Annotated in this window: 15 protein-coding genes; 8 read left to right on the plus strand and 7 right to left on the minus strand. The window is 40.5% G+C overall.

The window, feature by feature from the left end; genetic code table 11:
- Nucleotides 1-30: 30 nt before the first annotated feature.
- Nucleotides 31-1,908 carry a DEAD/DEAH box helicase gene (locus B3394_RS09155; protein ID WP_273243593.1) on the minus strand — a complete coding sequence of 626 codons (1,878 nt, stop codon included), beginning with the start codon at nucleotides 1,906-1,908 and terminating at the stop codon, nucleotides 31-33.
- A gap of 278 nt (nucleotides 1,909-2,186) precedes the next feature.
- Complete coding sequence (locus B3394_RS09160) at nucleotides 2,187-2,759, minus strand: non-canonical purine NTP diphosphatase (RefSeq protein WP_286915444.1); 573 nt, start codon at nucleotides 2,757-2,759, stop codon at nucleotides 2,187-2,189.
- A gap of 183 nt (nucleotides 2,760-2,942) precedes the next feature.
- Between B3394_RS09160 and B3394_RS09165 the strand changes: the two genes are divergently transcribed.
- The 8 genes from B3394_RS09165 (at nucleotide 2,943) to B3394_RS09200 (ending at nucleotide 8,074) form a co-directional block, all read left to right on the plus strand.
- Nucleotides 2,943-3,800, plus strand: a complete 858-nt coding sequence (locus B3394_RS09165; RefSeq protein ID WP_286915446.1) for a bifunctional helix-turn-helix domain-containing protein/methylated-DNA--[protein]-cysteine S-methyltransferase — start codon at nucleotides 2,943-2,945, stop codon at nucleotides 3,798-3,800.
- A complete protein-coding gene (locus tag B3394_RS09170) occupies nucleotides 3,800-4,513 on the plus strand; it encodes a 2OG-Fe(II) oxygenase (RefSeq protein ID WP_177735458.1) in 714 nt (237 codons plus the stop codon). Before B3394_RS09165 ends, B3394_RS09170 begins: the two co-directional genes overlap by 1 nt.
- A 7-nt stretch (nucleotides 4,514-4,520) precedes the next feature.
- Nucleotides 4,521-4,769, plus strand: coding sequence for an Ada metal-binding domain-containing protein (locus B3394_RS09175; protein ID WP_177735456.1), 249 nt, complete (start codon nucleotides 4,521-4,523; stop codon nucleotides 4,767-4,769).
- Nucleotides 4,769-5,377, plus strand: a complete 609-nt coding sequence (locus tag B3394_RS09180; RefSeq protein ID WP_286915452.1) for an alpha-ketoglutarate-dependent dioxygenase AlkB family protein — start codon at nucleotides 4,769-4,771, stop codon at nucleotides 5,375-5,377. The genes B3394_RS09175 and B3394_RS09180 overlap by 1 nt, the downstream gene beginning before the upstream one ends.
- A gap of 214 nt (nucleotides 5,378-5,591) precedes the next feature.
- Nucleotides 5,592-6,014 (plus strand): hypothetical protein, encoded by a 423-nt coding sequence (locus tag B3394_RS09185; RefSeq protein ID WP_177735452.1) that lies wholly within the window; start codon nucleotides 5,592-5,594, stop codon nucleotides 6,012-6,014.
- A 2-nt stretch (nucleotides 6,015-6,016) separates the two neighbouring features.
- Nucleotides 6,017-6,664, plus strand: coding sequence for a hypothetical protein (locus B3394_RS09190; protein ID WP_177735450.1), 648 nt, complete (start codon nucleotides 6,017-6,019; stop codon nucleotides 6,662-6,664).
- Complete coding sequence (locus B3394_RS09195; RefSeq protein WP_177735448.1) at nucleotides 6,637-7,425, plus strand: sensor histidine kinase; 789 nt, start codon at nucleotides 6,637-6,639, stop codon at nucleotides 7,423-7,425. The genes B3394_RS09190 and B3394_RS09195 overlap by 28 nt, the downstream gene beginning before the upstream one ends.
- A gap of 13 nt (nucleotides 7,426-7,438) precedes the next feature.
- Nucleotides 7,439-8,074: a response regulator gene (locus B3394_RS09200; RefSeq protein WP_177735446.1), complete on the plus strand. Its 636-nt coding sequence runs from the start codon at nucleotides 7,439-7,441 to the stop codon at nucleotides 8,072-8,074.
- Between the two features lie 53 nt (nucleotides 8,075-8,127).
- On the opposite strand, the gene B3394_RS09205 is transcribed toward B3394_RS09200, so the two are convergent.
- From B3394_RS09205 to B3394_RS09225, 5 genes are all read right to left on the minus strand, one after another.
- A complete protein-coding gene (locus B3394_RS09205) occupies nucleotides 8,128-8,952 on the minus strand; it encodes an N-acetylmuramidase family protein (protein ID WP_273243583.1) in 825 nt (274 codons plus the stop codon).
- 39 nt (nucleotides 8,953-8,991) lie between these two features.
- Nucleotides 8,992-11,163 carry a hypothetical protein gene (locus B3394_RS09210; RefSeq protein WP_286915456.1) on the minus strand — a complete coding sequence of 724 codons (2,172 nt, stop codon included), beginning with the start codon at nucleotides 11,161-11,163 and terminating at the stop codon, nucleotides 8,992-8,994.
- A gap of 85 nt (nucleotides 11,164-11,248) precedes the next feature.
- The gene (locus B3394_RS09215; RefSeq protein ID WP_286915458.1) at nucleotides 11,249-13,270 is read right to left on the minus strand and encodes a hypothetical protein; all 2,022 of its coding nucleotides are present in this window, start codon (nucleotides 13,268-13,270) and stop codon (nucleotides 11,249-11,251) included.
- 80 nt (nucleotides 13,271-13,350) lie between these two features.
- Nucleotides 13,351-13,569, minus strand: a complete 219-nt coding sequence (locus B3394_RS09220) for a hypothetical protein (RefSeq protein WP_177735438.1) — start codon at nucleotides 13,567-13,569, stop codon at nucleotides 13,351-13,353.
- A gap of 396 nt (nucleotides 13,570-13,965) precedes the next feature.
- Nucleotides 13,966-15,693: a HAMP domain-containing sensor histidine kinase gene (locus B3394_RS09225; protein ID WP_286915467.1), complete on the minus strand. Its 1,728-nt coding sequence runs from the start codon at nucleotides 15,691-15,693 to the stop codon at nucleotides 13,966-13,968.
- Nucleotides 15,694-15,698 lie beyond the last annotated feature (5 nt).

Below are 15,698 nucleotides of genomic sequence, written 5' to 3' on the forward strand. Positions count from 1 at the left end.
CATTATATTACAAGAAAATTAACAAAAGAATTAGCTTCTTCTTGGGCGTCTTCCTGTTGAGTTGTTCGATGAGCCTTCAGAACGACGTGGAGAACGGTCTGACGATGTTCTTCTTTCGTTTCTTGCCGGTCTATCGGAAAAGTCATCTCTTCTTTCTGAGCGTCCGCCTCCGAAACCTCTGTCTCTTCTGTCGCCGCCTCTGTCGCGATCACCACCTCTGTCACGGTCACCGCCTCTTGAACGGCTTCTGTCTCCGCCACCGCTTCGGCCATTGTGATCTCTTCTTCGGGTATTGCTGCCACCATCATTTTTAGAAATCTCAACATTGATTTTTCTACCTTCTAAATGGATGTTGTTTAATACGTCCATTACTTTTTCGGCATGTTCAGCATCAGTGTTGAAGAAAGAGAATCCTTCTTTAACATCCACTTTGAATAAATCGTCACGACCTAATTCTAAAGTATCACGTAAGAAGTCTTTCAGGGTCATCCAGTCAAAATTATCTCTTGATCCGATGTTGATGAAGAAACGAACAGCTCCGTCAGATGGAATAGAACCACCTTCGTCACGACGCTCTCCCGCGTTTTGAGCGGTAAGATCTCTTGATTTTTTATAATAATTAATAAAACGGTTAAATTCTACTGAAACCATTTTCTTAATCAATTCCTCTTTTGATAAATCCTTCATTACTTCATAAATGGCTGGAAGATAAGCGTCGATTTCGTGATCAACTTCTACATCTTTAATTTTATTAGCCAGGTGGAATAACTGGATTTCGCAAATTTCAATTCCGGAAGGAATTGGTTTCTCTTCAAATTTCGTTTTAATAATACGCTCGATCTGCGATATTTTACGTAATTCACTTTTTGTAATAATTACAAGTGATGTCCCTGATTTCCCGGCACGACCAGTTCTACCGGAACGGTGTGTATAGGTTTCAATTTCATCCGGTAACTGATAGTTGATAACGTGTGTAATGTCGTCAACGTCAATTCCACGAGCCGCTACGTCTGTAGCTACAAGCATCTGAATTTGTCTTCCGCGGAAGGATTTCATAACGCTGTCACGTTGTGCCTGTGATAAATCACCATGTAAAGCTGCTGCATTATAACCGTCTTCGATTAATTTTTCGGCAACTGCCTGCGTGTCACGCTTGGTTCTACAAAACACAACTGAGAAAATATCAGGATTAGCATCGGCTAAACGTTTTAAAGCCGAGTAACGGTCACGAGCATTTACCAGGTAAAATTCGTGCGATACATTTTGTGAACCTGAGTTTTTGTGTCCAACAGTGATTTCAAGAGGTTTTCTCATGAACTCACGAGCTATTCTAGCTACTTCTTGTGGCATAGTTGCAGAAAACAACCATGTGCTTTTATCTTCCGGTGTATCGGATAAAATAGCTGTAATATCTTCATAAAATCCCATGTTTAACATCTCGTCAGCCTCATCAAGAACACAGAAATTAATGTTCTTAATGTTAACCATACCTCTGTTAATCATGTCTTGCATTCTTCCCGGAGTTGCCACAATAATTTGTGCTCCTCTTTTTACATCTTTCGCTTGTTCGGTGATGCTTGCACCGCCATAAACAGCTACAGTGTGAATTCCTTTAACGTATTTTGAATATTGTTTAATCTCATTGGTGATCTGTAAACAAAGTTCGCGTGTTGGCGATAAAATTAATGCCTGAGTATTTCTGTTATCAGCATCAATTTTTTGAATCAGTGGGAAACCAAACGCTGCAGTCTTACCAGTCCCGGTCTGCGCCAATGCTACAATGTCTGTGTCTTTTTCCAATAATAGGGGAATCGCCTTTTCCTGTACCTCCGACGGATTTTCAAATCCTAGATCTTTAATCGCCAGCAGTAGCGATTCATTCAATCCTAATTGTTCAAATTTATTCATTCGTTATTTTTAAATTGGGGGCAAAGTTACTGTAAATTAACGATATATGCTAATGTGTTTTGCATATTTGTATTTTTGTTTTTTGTTGATTTTCAGGTAGTTATTCCGGGAGGTCAGGCGCTCACTCATTTCTGTATCGAAATATGATGTCAGATTGCCGTAATATTGGCGTATAATTATGAAAACTTTATGAAGATTTTTCGTTGTTTTAACATTTACCGCTTTCCGTTTCCTCCGGTTTAGTACACTGATTTTATAGTGAATACAAAAATTCCGGTTTATTTATTTAGAAAATCAACCAATTGTTTTACGGCCTTGCCGCGGTGGCTGATGCCGGACTTTTCTTCCATTGTTAATTCGGCGAAAGTGCGGGTATCATTCTCGGCTATAAAAACCGGGTCGTAACCAAATCCGTTTTCACCTCTTTTTTCCGTAATGATCACACCGTTGATAATTCCGGTAAAAAGATGCTGTTCCCCATCGATATTCAGGGCAATAACGGTTTTGAAATTGGCATTTCGGTTGTTTTTGCCATCCAGTTCAGCCAGTAATTTGTCCATATTATCGGCATCGCTTTTGTGATCTCCGGCATAACGGGCAGAGATTACTCCCGGAGCACCGTTTAAAGTGTCAACTTCCAGTCCGCTATCGTCTGCAAAACAATTGTAACCGTAATGTTCCGTTACATAATTTGCTTTTAAAATAGCATTGCCTTCAATGGTGGCAGCGGTTTCGGGTATATCAACATCGCAGTTGATGTCAGCAAGGCTTAAAATCTGGATGTCTTGTGGAAGTAATTGCTGAATTTCCTTAATTTTATTGCTGTTATCGGATGCAAAAACTAATTTCATAGGTAGTGTGTTGTCGTTTAAGCACACAAAGATACTTCAAAAGTATTTTAAGCCGAAAAAAAAACGGCCTTAAAAAGCGGCTTTCGGAAAAATTTCAGAACCGGGTAAACTCCGCAAGTTTCGGGTCGGATACCGGTTTGCTGCCAGCTACCTTTGTATCGTAATCATAAAAGAATTGTAAAAATGAAAACACAGGAAGACATTCATTTTGACCGTATTGCAAAGGCCATCACATTTTTGCAGGGCAATTTTAAGACACAGCCCACTTTGGATGAAGTGGCGGCCTATGTGCATTTAAGTCCTTTTCATTTCCAGAAAATGTTTACGGAATGGGCAGGCGTGAGTCCGAAAAAATTTCTACAGTATTTAACGGTCGAACACGCCAAAAAAATGCTGAAAAACAATCAGTTTACCTTGTCGGAAACGGCTTTTGAAACCGGGCTTTCCGGAACGGGCAGGCTGCACGATTTGTTTGTGAATATTGAAGGGATGACCCCGGGTGATTATAAAAACGGAGGGACTTTTCTGAACATCAATTATAGTTTTGAAGAAAGTCCGTTTGGTTTGCTGCTGATCGCATCAACAGCCAAAGGAATCTGCCATGTGGCTTTTGCCGATAATCCGGAAAGTTCGTTACAGGATATGAAACATACTTTTCCCAATGCTGTTTATACCGAGGCTTCCGATTCGTTTCAAAAAGGGATCATGACGTTTTTCAGAAAAGACTGGACAGCGCCTCACCAGCTGAAATTGCATCTAAAAGGAACCGATTTTCAGCTGAAAGTATGGGAAACACTGCTAAAAGTACCAATGGGGCAACTGGTTACTTATGGTGATATTGCCAGAGCGATTAACCGTCCGAAAGCTTCGAGAGCGGTAGGTACGGCTATTGGAAACAATCCGGTGGCATTTTTGATTCCCTGCCACCGCGTGATACAGGCTACCGGAGTGATAGGAGAGTACCATTGGGGCAGTGCCCGTAAAAAAGCGATCATCGGCTGGGAAGCCAGTCAGGCAGATATCCTTATAAGCGAATCGTAATGGAAGGGATAACGGAACGAATAGCGGCAATGGATTGGGAAAAAGTGACCCTATCCATGCACGAAAAAGGCTATGCAGCAGTATCGGGTGTGCTTACGGATGAAGCGTGCCGTTTTTTAATTGAAAATTACGACAATACCGGCTGGTACCGGAAAAAGGTGGTGATGGAACGGTATCGTTTCGGATTGGGCGAATACCAGTATTTTAAATATCCGTTACCGGAATTACTGCAAAATATCCGGGAAGCGGTGTACCCGGAACTGGCATCCATTGCCAATCTATGGATGAAAGCACTCCATATAGATACGGTATTTCCGGCTGCTCATCAGGATTTACTGGATTTGTGTGCCGAAAAGAACCAGCTAAAACCCACGGTGCTGATCCTGACCTATGGAAAAGGCGGTTACAACACCCTGCATCAGGATTTGTACGGGGAAGTTTATTTCCCGATCCAGATGGTCTTGTTTTTAAATGAGCCGGATGAGGATTATACCGGCGGGGAGTTCGTGCTGACCGAGCAAATTCCGAGAGCACAGTCACGGGCAATCGTGCTGAAACCCAAAAAAGGAGATATCCTGTTTTTTACGACCAATTTCAGGCCGGTAAAAGGAACAAAAGGATACTACAGGGTGAATATGAAACACGGTGTCAGTGAAGTACAAAGCGGGAAGCGGCATACTTTAGGGATTATTTTTCACGATGCTTTAAGCTAATAGGTATATGATGGCACATTGTTCGTTAACCGATTCCGAATTGCATAGCGGGATACGGAAACAAAGTATTATTTTTGGAGGTAATAAAAAGTTACGGATTTACGGGCTTTTGCGCTGTGCGTCCGGAAAGCGGATGAAAAAGGAAAACAGAGTGTTTTTTGCCACGGAAGCCATGGCGGTAGCGGCAGGATTTCGCCCCTGCGGACATTGCATGAAAGCACAGTACCGATTTTGGAAATTAAACAACTTACAGTAATGGACTTATTCAGTACCGGAGCAATAGAAAATTTACTGCCTTATGACGGGGAAGTGAATTACTACGGAAGAATTATGAACGGAAGCGAAGCACAGCATTATTATGACCGCCTGATGGAAACCATTGCCTGGCGGAATGATGAAGCTATCATTTTCGGGAAACTGATCCTGACCAAAAGAAAGGTCGCCTGGTATGGCGATAAGGAATTTCTGTATACCTATTCGAATACGACCAAAAAGGCACTGCCATGGACACCGGAATTGTTAGCCTTAAAAAAAATGGCCGAAACACAGTCCGGAACACAATTTAATTCCTGCCTTTTAAATTTATACCATGACGGACAGGAAGGAATGGCCTGGCACAGTGATGATGAAAAATCACTGGGCGTTAATACCGTTATTGCTTCGATGAGTTTTGGTGCCGAACGCAAATTCTCGTTCAAACATAAAACAACCAAAGCGACCACCTCGCTGCTGCTGGAAGCCGGCAGTCTTTTAATCATGAAAGGCGCTACGCAAACCAACTGGCTGCACCGGCTGCCGACCACTACAAAAATAACACGTCCCCGTGTGAATCTTACTTTCAGAACCATTGTAGACCAGTTCTGAGATCGCGTTTTATAAAAACTTTTAACGGTGTGTAAATAAAGTCAATCATTATTTTATGATTAATTTTATATTCATTTTCTTTGACATCCGTGAAACAACATCCTTATCGTAATAGACAGGGAAAAATTGTGGTATATAAAAAGGGGGGAATTTCCCCTTGTAGCCTGCAAGTGTTCACTATAATTTTGTCACAAATCAATAATCAATCTAAAAAATGAATGCAACAGTTAAACCTACTCAGTTGATTTCTTTTGAAAAAGGAAAAGAACTGAATAAAAATTACAATGAAAAAAGAAGCGCAATGCTAATGGAAAGAATGGGTATGGAAGATGCCAATGCTTTTTGGTTTTCCATCGAGGAATTAGAGCGCTATATTACTTATGTAAAAGAAACAGGAGAAGCGAAAGGCTATACTGTTGACGGAATCCGGGTTTACCTTGGTGTATATTCTTCTGAAGAAGCAAAGAATGCGGATTATACGACTGTTTTTTTAGCGCCAACAGGAGCAAAGGGAGCAGCGCAGATCCAGAGAGACGGTACAATACCGGCACCGCTAAATCCAATTGATATCACTGAAATTGAACCGTTAAATTATGGATCGATGGGGAATCCTCCAAAACTGAATTACGGGGGATAATAATGTTAGCAGATTTAAGACTATATACTGTGTTTTTAGCCTTATTGGCGGGTATGTTTGGCATCATTTACTGGTACAAGCTTCCCAATAATAAGGCAAAGCTTTTTGTATTGTCCATTTGGCTTTCGGCGATTACAGAACTAACAGGGATTTTTTACACACAGGTTACAGGACAAGTAAACTATATGGTTTTCAATATCTATATGTTTATTATTTTCCCGTACTATATTTTGTTTTTAAAGTCTATTTTACAACAGCCAAAAAATAAATTTGCCGCAAACGTTTGTTTTGCCTTGTTTGCCCTGTCGGTTATCATTAATCCGGTCTTTTTCCAGGATATAGTAGAAGAGGTCTGTTTTAATAATTTTGCCATAGGTGTTGTTATGGTGCTGGTCCTGAGCTGCCTGTATCTCGTAGAGTTATTCAGTTCCAACCTGATATTGTCCTTAAAAGACACTATTTTTTTCTGGTTTGTATTGGGGATACTATTGTTTTATGTACCCTATTTACCCTTTATGCTCTCTTTACGTTGGTTCTTATCCGGAATCCACGAATCGACGTATAGTCTGATAGTATTCTTTTTAAACGTATTAATGAACGGCAGTTTTATTTTCGGTTTTATATGGAGCAAAAAGAGATACCATTATTAATCATTTCGTTCAGTATTGTTCTTTTTACGTTATTAGGGACACTGCTTGTTTTTTTCTTTTATTTTCAGAAGAAGAAATCCAAATTTTTAATGGATAAAATGGAAGCCGAACTCTTCTTTAATTCGGAGCTAGCCAAATCCAGGATCGAAATCAAAGAACAGACACTTACCAACATCAGCAGGGAATTACACGATAATATCGGACAGATACTGTCGGTTGCCGTAATGCAGCTCAATTTAATGGCAGCCAGTACAGACGGGAATAGTAAAAACGAGATTGATGAAGTCCGCAAACTGGTTAGTAAATCACTGGACGAAATCAGGATGGTTGCCAAACTGATAAACGGCGATATTGTTTTACAATCCAGTTTTATTGAAGCGGTTACCGAAGATTTAAACCGTATTACAAAGTTAAAGATCATTGACTGCAGGTTAGAGGTAACCGGTACCGTCCGGAAAATAAACTCCCAGCATGAAGTGATTATCTATAGAATACTGCAGGAAGCAATGACAAATGCATTAAAATATTCGCACAGCAAAACCATTGCCGTGTGCATTGACTTTAAGGGATCCAATTGTGTTATTGAAATAGCCGATTCGGGTATTGGCTTTGACAATTCGAAAGTTGAAAAGGGTTCCGGACTCGCTAATATGAATACCAGAGCGAAGCTTATTGGCGCAACCTTTTCTGTTATTTCCAAACAGAATGAGGGAACAAGATTAACCATTAATTACCCTATAACTAAAGAATTAAAAGATTAAAACGCCCCTTACTATGAACAAAATTAAAATTGTAATTGTTGACGACCACTTGTTGTTTTCACAATCACTATCCTTCCTGATAAACAGTTTCAAAGAATTTGTCGTTGCAGGAAATTACAACAACGGTAAAGACTTTTTAACCGGATTAGTCGCTACGGAAGAATTACCGGACCTGGTATTACTGGATGTAAACATGCCGGTTATGGACGGAGTTGAAACGATGAAACGCCTTAAAGAAAACTATCCCGAACTCAGGGTGCTGGCACTGTCTGTTAATGACGATGAAGATACCATTATCAAGATGATCAGCAACGGCGCTACCGGGTATTTACTAAAGGATACCCATCCTGCCGTTTTTAGGGAAGCGCTTTTAAAAGTACACGAAACGGGGTATTTTTATACCGAAATGGTTTCCGGTGTACTGATTAATAAACTGGGTGCCGCAAGTAAGGCAAGCCTGAAAGAACGGGAGATCGAATTTATCAAACTGGCCTGTACCGAAATGACCTACCGGGAAATTGCCGATGAAATGTGCCTGAGCCCTAAAACGGTTGACGGTTATCGGGAAAACCTGTTTCAGAAACTGGAAATCAAAACCCGCATCGGACTCGTTTTATATGCCATGAAGAATAAAATCGTCTGTATCTAAAAAACGAATGCAATACGGGTAAAAGGAGGAAACGGTTGCGCCATTATGAATGGTCAGGCACTGTATTTTTGATAGGCTCTTGCCAGTTTTTCATCATATTTATTGGCTTTATAGCCTTCTCCGTTATAGCGGTACGCAAAGGTTTCCCAGTTTTTGGTTTGCAGCGGTCTGATCAGATCGTTCTTCCTTAAAAACTGCCCGAAAGCCTCCAGGTGTTCCCGCTCGTCCATATACATTTTACCCACAAAACTATCGATACTTTCATAGCCCAGTGCTATCGCATTAAAACCCATGATCTGGAAAACGCCCCATGAAGAGGAAGCGTTTGCGGCATCGGAAAGGTTCATTCCCGGAATTAACCGGATTGCTTTTTGCAGCCGGTCGTATTCGCGCTGTCCGCCAAGGTAAAATTTCCGGGTCCATTTTTCATAAAGAATATCCTGGTTGGCAGTACTCGCATACTGTTGCGGATCGATATTTCTTCGCGTGAGCTCTCTCCAGAAAACATGTCCTTCAAAGAGTATTTTCGGCCGGCCGTCAATAAGAAAGCCTTTACCGCTGCTTTCAATTTCATTTACCGCCTTGATAACAGCCAGTTCCAGCTGGTACTCACTGGCAAAATCGATTAGATCCTGTTCCGAAAGCAGCTTGTCGTTATAGTTGACAAGCTGGCTGTTCTTTTCAAATAACCGGGACCAGGTTTTGATGCCTGCGATACCGTCAATCACCAGGTTGTTTTTAGCCTGAAAATCTTTTACCGCTTCATCAACTTCCCGGGTAAAGGTATCCGTTACTTTAAGGAGATACCCGATCTTACAAAGCATTTCACACAGGGTAGCCACTTCGGGCGCCCGGGTATTCAGTTTGAGTGTTTTCATAATGTTTACTGTTACGTGAATAATCGTTTAACGGTGTGGCTATTTGTGTTTGGGTATCGTCATAATGGAAGTGTCCGAGAAATCAAAAATGCTGTTTTTGGAAGCAATGATATTGTCGTTCTTGTCGAAATAATTTATTCGGTAAGAAAGTGTTGTTCTTCCCTGCGGAACGGTATTTTTTATGATAAAGTTAAAAAGGACGGGAATTGAAAATTCAGCTTTCAGCTTTTCGATATTGAATTTACTCAGGGTTTCGTCAACCACCAGCTCAATCTGAATTTTACTGATCTTCGTGTTTTGTTTCTGAATTTGCAACTGTATGTATTTGTTATAGTCTGTCGATTTGGAAACGATCTGGCTGAATTCCGTACTGATGTCTTCAATACTTTCATAATCAAAATACACGTCTTTCAGGTTCAGCATGGCATTTTCGCTGCTAATAGCATTCAGTGCCAGTTCCACGGTTTGCCCGCTGTCCAGTAACGGATATTTGGCAAAGAAAGCGTTGTTGAAATAAGGCGCATTATTGTGGTCGATAAAAAGTACCGCATTGATTTTACACTTGGAAATCGACTTGTTTTCCGTAGTCAGCTTTTTGGAAGTACGGTCAAAAACGGTATCCAGCAGCTCGCCGTTTGTTTTTTCAATATTCAGTTCGATAATACTGGTATCCTTAATCTCCTTATGCCTGAAATTGATATTGGCAAACTGGGAAACGGAATTGTTCAAAGCATTGATGAGCAGGCTGGCATCGTTGAGGTTTTCGGTGGTAATGGAAAACAGGAAGTATTTCCCGTCTGTCGTCACATCCGATTTCTGAAGGAAATAATTACCGCTGATGTCAAAGTCGGAATCAATATTGTTGGGATATAAAAACTGGATCTCATTCAGGTAGTCGGCCGGATTTCCATCCAGGAAGTTATTGTTTTTCAAATCGATTTTTAATTTGGTAAGATCATAATCGGATAAATCCGGGCCCAAAGCAAACTGAAAGCTGATTTTTGAAATATCTTCGGTCAATCCGGTTCCGTCTTCATAGGCATGAAAAATGGTTGAAATACACGGTTTCTTTGTGTCGATTGCTCTGGACAGGCAGTATATTTTTGAGATCAGCAGGAACGTATTCGGCTGAATCGTCGATTTATAAATGGAAAGTTTGTTGTAGTTGACTCCCGGAATAAAGATCTGTCTGAATTGGGAAAAGTCGTAATTGGAATTAAACGGATTAACGATAAAACCGCCGTCAATTGTTTTGTAAAGGCTTATTGAAGCATCTGCGGCTAAAGGGTAATTAATGGTTTTGTTTACCTTTAGCAAAAACGTACTTTTTACATATTGTTCCGGTTCTTCGGCAACAATGTTCTGCTCTTTCTGTATCTCGCGCATCGTTTCTTTTGAAATCAGGCTTTTGGCAGAATTGGAACGAATGAGCAACGGACTGTCCAGTAAGGCAGCGGTTTTCAGGCTCATCCGGGCACTGGCAGCCGTATCCGGATCCCGGTTGATGATGGGCGGCGTGGTGGTGCCGTCGATACCTTTGGCATATAGAAATTTACGCCGGAATTTGGTATAGCCTTTAAAATCAAAAAATAAGTCCAGGCTGGATTTTAGTGTTTCAATTTTGGTGACCATATTCAGGAATGCAATTTTTACCGCCTGGTCTTTCAGGTTAAAGAGGATCTCACTTTTTTCCGGATTGATAAGGCCGTTTATCTTTACGGTTTCCGTTTCTTTATTGTTCTCGACTCTCAGGTTTAGGACCACTTCCCGCAATTGGATAGGGATGTTGCGCAGCGTACTGGTTTCGGGTTTGTTCCGGATGGCATAACGCAGCGTTACATAGCCGTAAAGACCACTGTTCCGCCCGAAAGCGTCCAGAATGTTTTCATAATAAAAAACGGTATTGTCGTTAGGCGTGATGATCACCTCGGGAAAAGTAAAGAATATCTTATTGTCGTTATAATCCTGAAAAAGCGAATTTTCCGTGATTAAAATGTTGTTTTCCACAAGAGGCAAACGTTCCCTGTTTACCGGAGTTGTGGGGTTTATATTGATGGAATGAACAACAGGATGTTCAATTACCGTGAATTTCTGAAGGTTGTTTACCGCCACAGCCGAAAAAGAACTGCTCGGTTTGGAGGCTTCCAGGTTGAAGCGGTTAATCGGAACTAATTTTGTTCCGTCCAGTTTAAAAGTATTGTTATCCGGCATGATATTGTTTTTTTGAGTTGAAAAGCATTAAAAAATAAAACTAAAAGGAATGAAAAACACTCCTTTCAGTTTTATCGGGGATGGACTATTCCATGAATGGCGCTCTTATTTTTTCGATGTCTTTGTTTTGAGCATCTGTTCCGGTTGGAAGTTCAAATAAGATATCACCTTCCTGGTAGTCAATATTTTGGTAATCGGTAGAAAGGGTGATTTTTTTCGATTTACTGCCTATTTTTCCTTTACAGGTGTATTTCACTTTATATTGTGTCGGCTTGATCTCATAATCAAACTCATACCACGAACGATACGGAATCAGTTCTTCGTAGTTTTCGGCCGTGAACTTGAACTTTTTAGTTGGCATTTTATCCACTTTAAAAGTAACCTCAAGAGTGTCACAGTCAAACAACTGTTCTGTAGAAAGATTATAGTTAATCATGTTCTGTACCGGAAGCGGAATGAACAATTTGGTTCCGTCAAACTCAAATTCGTTAACGGTATCTTTTAATTTGATTCGTTTGTCTTTTTCATACATGATGTTTTGACGTACTTTTATCTTTCCGCCGGTAGTGTTGCGCACGAAGTCGAAAACAAAAGCGTTTTTGTCTTTAGACTTGTCGGTCCAGGTGGCCGGGAAAATAGCGTCGATGTCTTTTCCGGTTCTGCTGGTTGTTTTTACATAAGGAGTTCCTTCCGGCGCAATCATTCTACCGGAACTTTTCCAGACAATTTTTCCTTTGGAATCCGGATACCCAACTTCTAAAGAAACCTGGCTTACCGGGCTGTCGTTCAGGATTTCACCGTCTTTATCCATTTTAATCAAACCTCCGTTTAAAGCGGCAACCACCTGAACTTTGGTAAAGTCTTCATCCAGACGTACTTCGGTAATGTACTTTTTCAGTTCTTCTTTTGCAGCTGCTCCCGATTTTGTGGTCAGCGTATCAAGATTACCACTGATTTTAGAGTCTAAAACCTCAATTGCAGAGAATTTGATTTCATCTTTAAAGTTGATCTCTTTAATGTCTGTAGCCGATTTTAAATTAGCGCCCACACTTCCCGAACCAAAGATAAAACGGAAAATTCCACCTTGTTTTTCCGGATCTTTTACCGCCGTAAACTGTTTGTTCGGTACGTCAAGGATTTGTTTTTCGATCATTTTAAAGGCAAAATCCCTTTGTTTTGATAATAGTGCTTCTTCAATTTTCTTTCTTTCGTCATTTGAAAACTGATTGTCTGTTACGATTTCAGAAATAATGGAACCGTCCGTTACCAGTTTCTCATACTCATTTTCCCAGTTTAAGTCCACAAACGACCAGCTCACGTTTACTTTAGAAGAGAAATAGGTATGCACCTTTTTCATGTTTACGGTCGTTTTGATTGTTGTTGTCGGCAAATAGGCTTTGTATTTAATGTTGTTTTCCACAACCAGATTGTTATTTCCGTTTTCCAAAGCGTTTTTAACAAGGGAAGCACTGTTTCTGCCCATTAATACGGAAAATGCGTTTTCACCTAAACCGAAAGTACTGCCGTTTCCTTCACCCTGGATGTTGAAGGTCCACGGGTTGGCACCGCCAAACGGATTGTTAGGCGATTTTTCTCCTACAATGTGCATGGCAATAGTATTTTCAACCAATTGTATCGGGCGTACATTTGTTTCGTTAAAGTCGCGGTCAACTCCTTTCAGGAAAGAAAATAACCCCATAATTTTAGATTGTCTCTGATTCTGATATTCGGTGTGCAGTCTGGTTTTTAATTTGTCGATCGCTTTTTTCAGTAAGGCTTCCGGTAGATCAATAGTACTGGTCAGTGTTGTATAAGCGCCTGCTTCTTCTTCAAGTCCTTCAGCTCCGATAACGGTTGAAGAATCTCCTTCTGATTTGAAAACCTGCATCGCAAATTTATATTTTCCGTCTTTTCCGGGTTCTTTTGCTAATCTTGGATTTTTCGGATAGTAATAGAATTGCATTGCCTGTCCGTTTTCCCGTAATTCGATATTGTTTGGATCGGGTGAGAACAACACGGCATAATCTGCCCCGTCTACGTCTTCTAAAAGAATTTCTACTGATCCTGCTCCGGCGTGCGGATAACCAAGTGGTGTTACTTGTGCCATAATAAATGTGTATTTTGATATTTTCCTACTCTGTTCCAGGCTTTTCGGATACCGCCATCATTTTTTTTTAGTGAATAATATTAACGGACATTAATATTTGCTGTTTTGATAAGCTTGTTGTGTACGTTAAGAGCGATGGCGCCTAAAACGACTTCTGCAAAACCTAAAAGGCTCAGGATGTTATCGCCGCATACAATACAAATAGGTTCCGGGATTGGTTTTCTTCCAATGATGATGATGATCCCTCCGATAATGATAATGATTACCATTATTACTCTAAAAATTACTCTGTTGTTCATGATTTCAATTTTTTAGTTGATTAATAAATTTTTCAGATTATTATTCTGATGAATTGTTTTAAGAATAATGCCTCTGATTTTTTACGTTAAATTTTCTGATGTAAAATTGCGTTGGTTTAACTGCTTGAGGTAGAGGATATTCCCTTTTTTTGCACGGGGATTTTTTCGGGTTATTTTATGGGGAATTTTCCCCGACAAAACAGCAATAATTTGGTTAGATCTTAAATTTAAGTAATTGTAAATCAGTATTTTACGTTTTTAAAGAGAGAAATGGGAAAAACGCAATGCCGGAAAGACCGCCTTTAAAAAAAGTGCAGGAAAACGGAAATCAACAAAAAAAGCCTCTGATTTTGACAAAAATCGGAGGCTTTTATAAGCGTTTGAAAAAAGGGGAAACTAAGCTGTTTTTAACGTGATCGTAAATGTACTTCCGGAACCCAGTTCGCTGTCAACAGTAATGGTACCGCATTGTGCTTCTATAAATTCTTTGCTGATAGCCAGTCCCAGTCCGGTTCCTTCTTTTTCAGAACCCGGAATGCGGAAGTATTTATCAAAAATTTTGTCTTTGTATTGGGAGGATATACCCAGGCCGTTGTCTTTTACGGTAATCGTGACCAGGTTATCCCGGTTGGCAGCCGTAAGCAGTATGGCCGAATTTTCATAGGAATACCGGATGGCATTGGTAATTAAATTCGAAATAACCCAGGTTGTCTTTTCCTGGTCGGCTAAAACTTGCGAGACATTTTCCTGGATTTCCGTTTGCAGCAATATGTGTTTTTGCTCGGCGAGATTGCGGGTTGTTTCTACAGCGTCTTTTATAATTTTTTTGATATTACAGGCTTCAATGTTCAGCTGTGTTTTTCCGGTTTCTACCTGAGTGATGTTCAGTAGCTCGGAAGTGGTGCGCAGCAGGCGTCTGGTATCGTCTTTAATTCCTGAGATCAGGTGTTTCTGTTCGTCGTTAAGAGTACCTATTCCTTCATTTTCGAGTAATTGCAGACTCATTTTCATCGAAGCAATAGGGGTTTTAAACTCATGGGAAACGGTAGCGATAAAATTGGTTTTCGCATAATCCAGTTCTTTGTGTGCCGTTACATTGCGAAGGATAATAAAGGAACCGATTTCTTTTTTCTCGGTTTCGCCGGTAGGCAGAATGATAATCGGAACCAGCTGTTTTTCAAAATAGCTTTCTTTATTGTCCGCATAGATCTTAAGCGTTTCTGGTTTGCTTTCGGCAGCACTGTTATTGGCAAGATGCTGGATCAGCGAACGGATCAGGTCGTTATAAAGCGCGACTTCCTGAACCGGTTTTCCGGTTACGTCCTCGGCTTTTAATCCGGATATCTTTAAGGCTTCTTCATTGGCAAACAATATTTTATTGCTGTCGTCCAGACCGATAACCGGATCGTGCATGTTGTTAATCAGCGTTTCGATCCGCTTTTTCTCCATCATCAGGCGGGCAAGGTTGCTATCGCTGTATTCCTGTAGCTTTTCGGCCATGGTGTTGAACGATTTGGCGAGGTCGCCAAATTCGCTGTGGCCTTCAAAATGAACTCTCCGGGAATAGTTTTTTCCGGCAATCTGGCGGATGCTTTCGGTAAGGTCCCTGATCGGGTCGGCAATATTGCTCGGAAGATTGATCAGTAGGGTAAAGGCAATAATAAAGCACATGGAACCGGTAATTGAAATCCACAATATGGCTTTGTCTGCCGTGTGGGAAGCGACAATACTTTTCCGCTGGATCGAATCCATATTCAGTTTCATAATGTCGTTAAGGTCATTGCGAATCTGGGCAATAACAACCTTATTATCTGTTTGCTTCTGAAAAGTACGGGCATCTTCCAACAGGTTTTCGGTTAATTCCTTTTCGCCGATTTCCGTGATATTTTTGCTTTGCAATTCCAGGAAGCTGTTAAATTTTGTCAGGGACTGTTTTTCAAGTTCAAACTTATCCAGCTCTTTAAGCATATTTCGGGAATAGTCTAACGAATTGTAGTTGTCCACTAAAATATTTTCGGTGTCATTAGCCAATGTGTGCAGCTGTCTTACTCCTAATGCGACAAGCAAAACGATCAGGAAAAAAAGCAGTCCGACACCTAAGGTTAATTTTGTTTTTATTTTCATTTGCT

This window comes from Flavobacterium sp. UBA4197 (assembly GCF_002379575.1).
Classification (GTDB): domain Bacteria; phylum Bacteroidota; class Bacteroidia; order Flavobacteriales; family Flavobacteriaceae; genus Flavobacterium; species Flavobacterium inviolabile.

Excerpts from the sequence above, each read along its gene's own strand:
- B3394_RS09210 (WP_286915456.1), bottom strand. The coding sequence starts at position 11,163 with ATGCCGGATAACAATACTTTTAAACTGGACGGAACAAAATTAGTTCCG.
- B3394_RS09205 (WP_273243583.1), bottom strand. The coding sequence starts at position 8,952 with ATGAAAACACTCAAACTGAATACCCGGGCGCCCGAAGTGGCTACCCTG.
- B3394_RS09180 (WP_286915452.1), top strand. The coding sequence starts at position 4,769 with ATGGACTTATTCAGTACCGGAGCAATAGAAAATTTACTGCCTTATGAC.
- B3394_RS09220 (WP_177735438.1), bottom strand. The coding sequence starts at position 13,569 with ATGAACAACAGAGTAATTTTTAGAGTAATAATGGTAATCATTATCATT.
- B3394_RS09190 (WP_177735450.1), top strand. The coding sequence starts at position 6,017 with ATGTTAGCAGATTTAAGACTATATACTGTGTTTTTAGCCTTATTGGCG.
- B3394_RS09185 (WP_177735452.1), top strand. The coding sequence starts at position 5,592 with ATGAATGCAACAGTTAAACCTACTCAGTTGATTTCTTTTGAAAAAGGA.
- B3394_RS09215 (WP_286915458.1), bottom strand. The coding sequence starts at position 13,270 with ATGGCACAAGTAACACCACTTGGTTATCCGCACGCCGGAGCAGGATCA.
- B3394_RS09200 (WP_177735446.1), top strand. The coding sequence starts at position 7,439 with ATGAACAAAATTAAAATTGTAATTGTTGACGACCACTTGTTGTTTTCA.
- B3394_RS09225 (WP_286915467.1), bottom strand. The coding sequence starts at position 15,693 with ATGAAAATAAAAACAAAATTAACCTTAGGTGTCGGACTGCTTTTTTTC.
- B3394_RS09165 (WP_286915446.1), top strand. The coding sequence starts at position 2,943 with ATGAAAACACAGGAAGACATTCATTTTGACCGTATTGCAAAGGCCATC.
- B3394_RS09155 (WP_273243593.1), bottom strand. The coding sequence starts at position 1,908 with ATGAATAAATTTGAACAATTAGGATTGAATGAATCGCTACTGCTGGCG.
- B3394_RS09195 (WP_177735448.1), top strand. The coding sequence starts at position 6,637 with ATGGAGCAAAAAGAGATACCATTATTAATCATTTCGTTCAGTATTGTT.
- B3394_RS09160 (WP_286915444.1), bottom strand. The coding sequence starts at position 2,759 with ATGAAATTAGTTTTTGCATCCGATAACAGCAATAAAATTAAGGAAATT.
- B3394_RS09175 (WP_177735456.1), top strand. The coding sequence starts at position 4,521 with ATGATGGCACATTGTTCGTTAACCGATTCCGAATTGCATAGCGGGATA.
- B3394_RS09170 (WP_177735458.1), top strand. The coding sequence starts at position 3,800 with ATGGAAGGGATAACGGAACGAATAGCGGCAATGGATTGGGAAAAAGTG.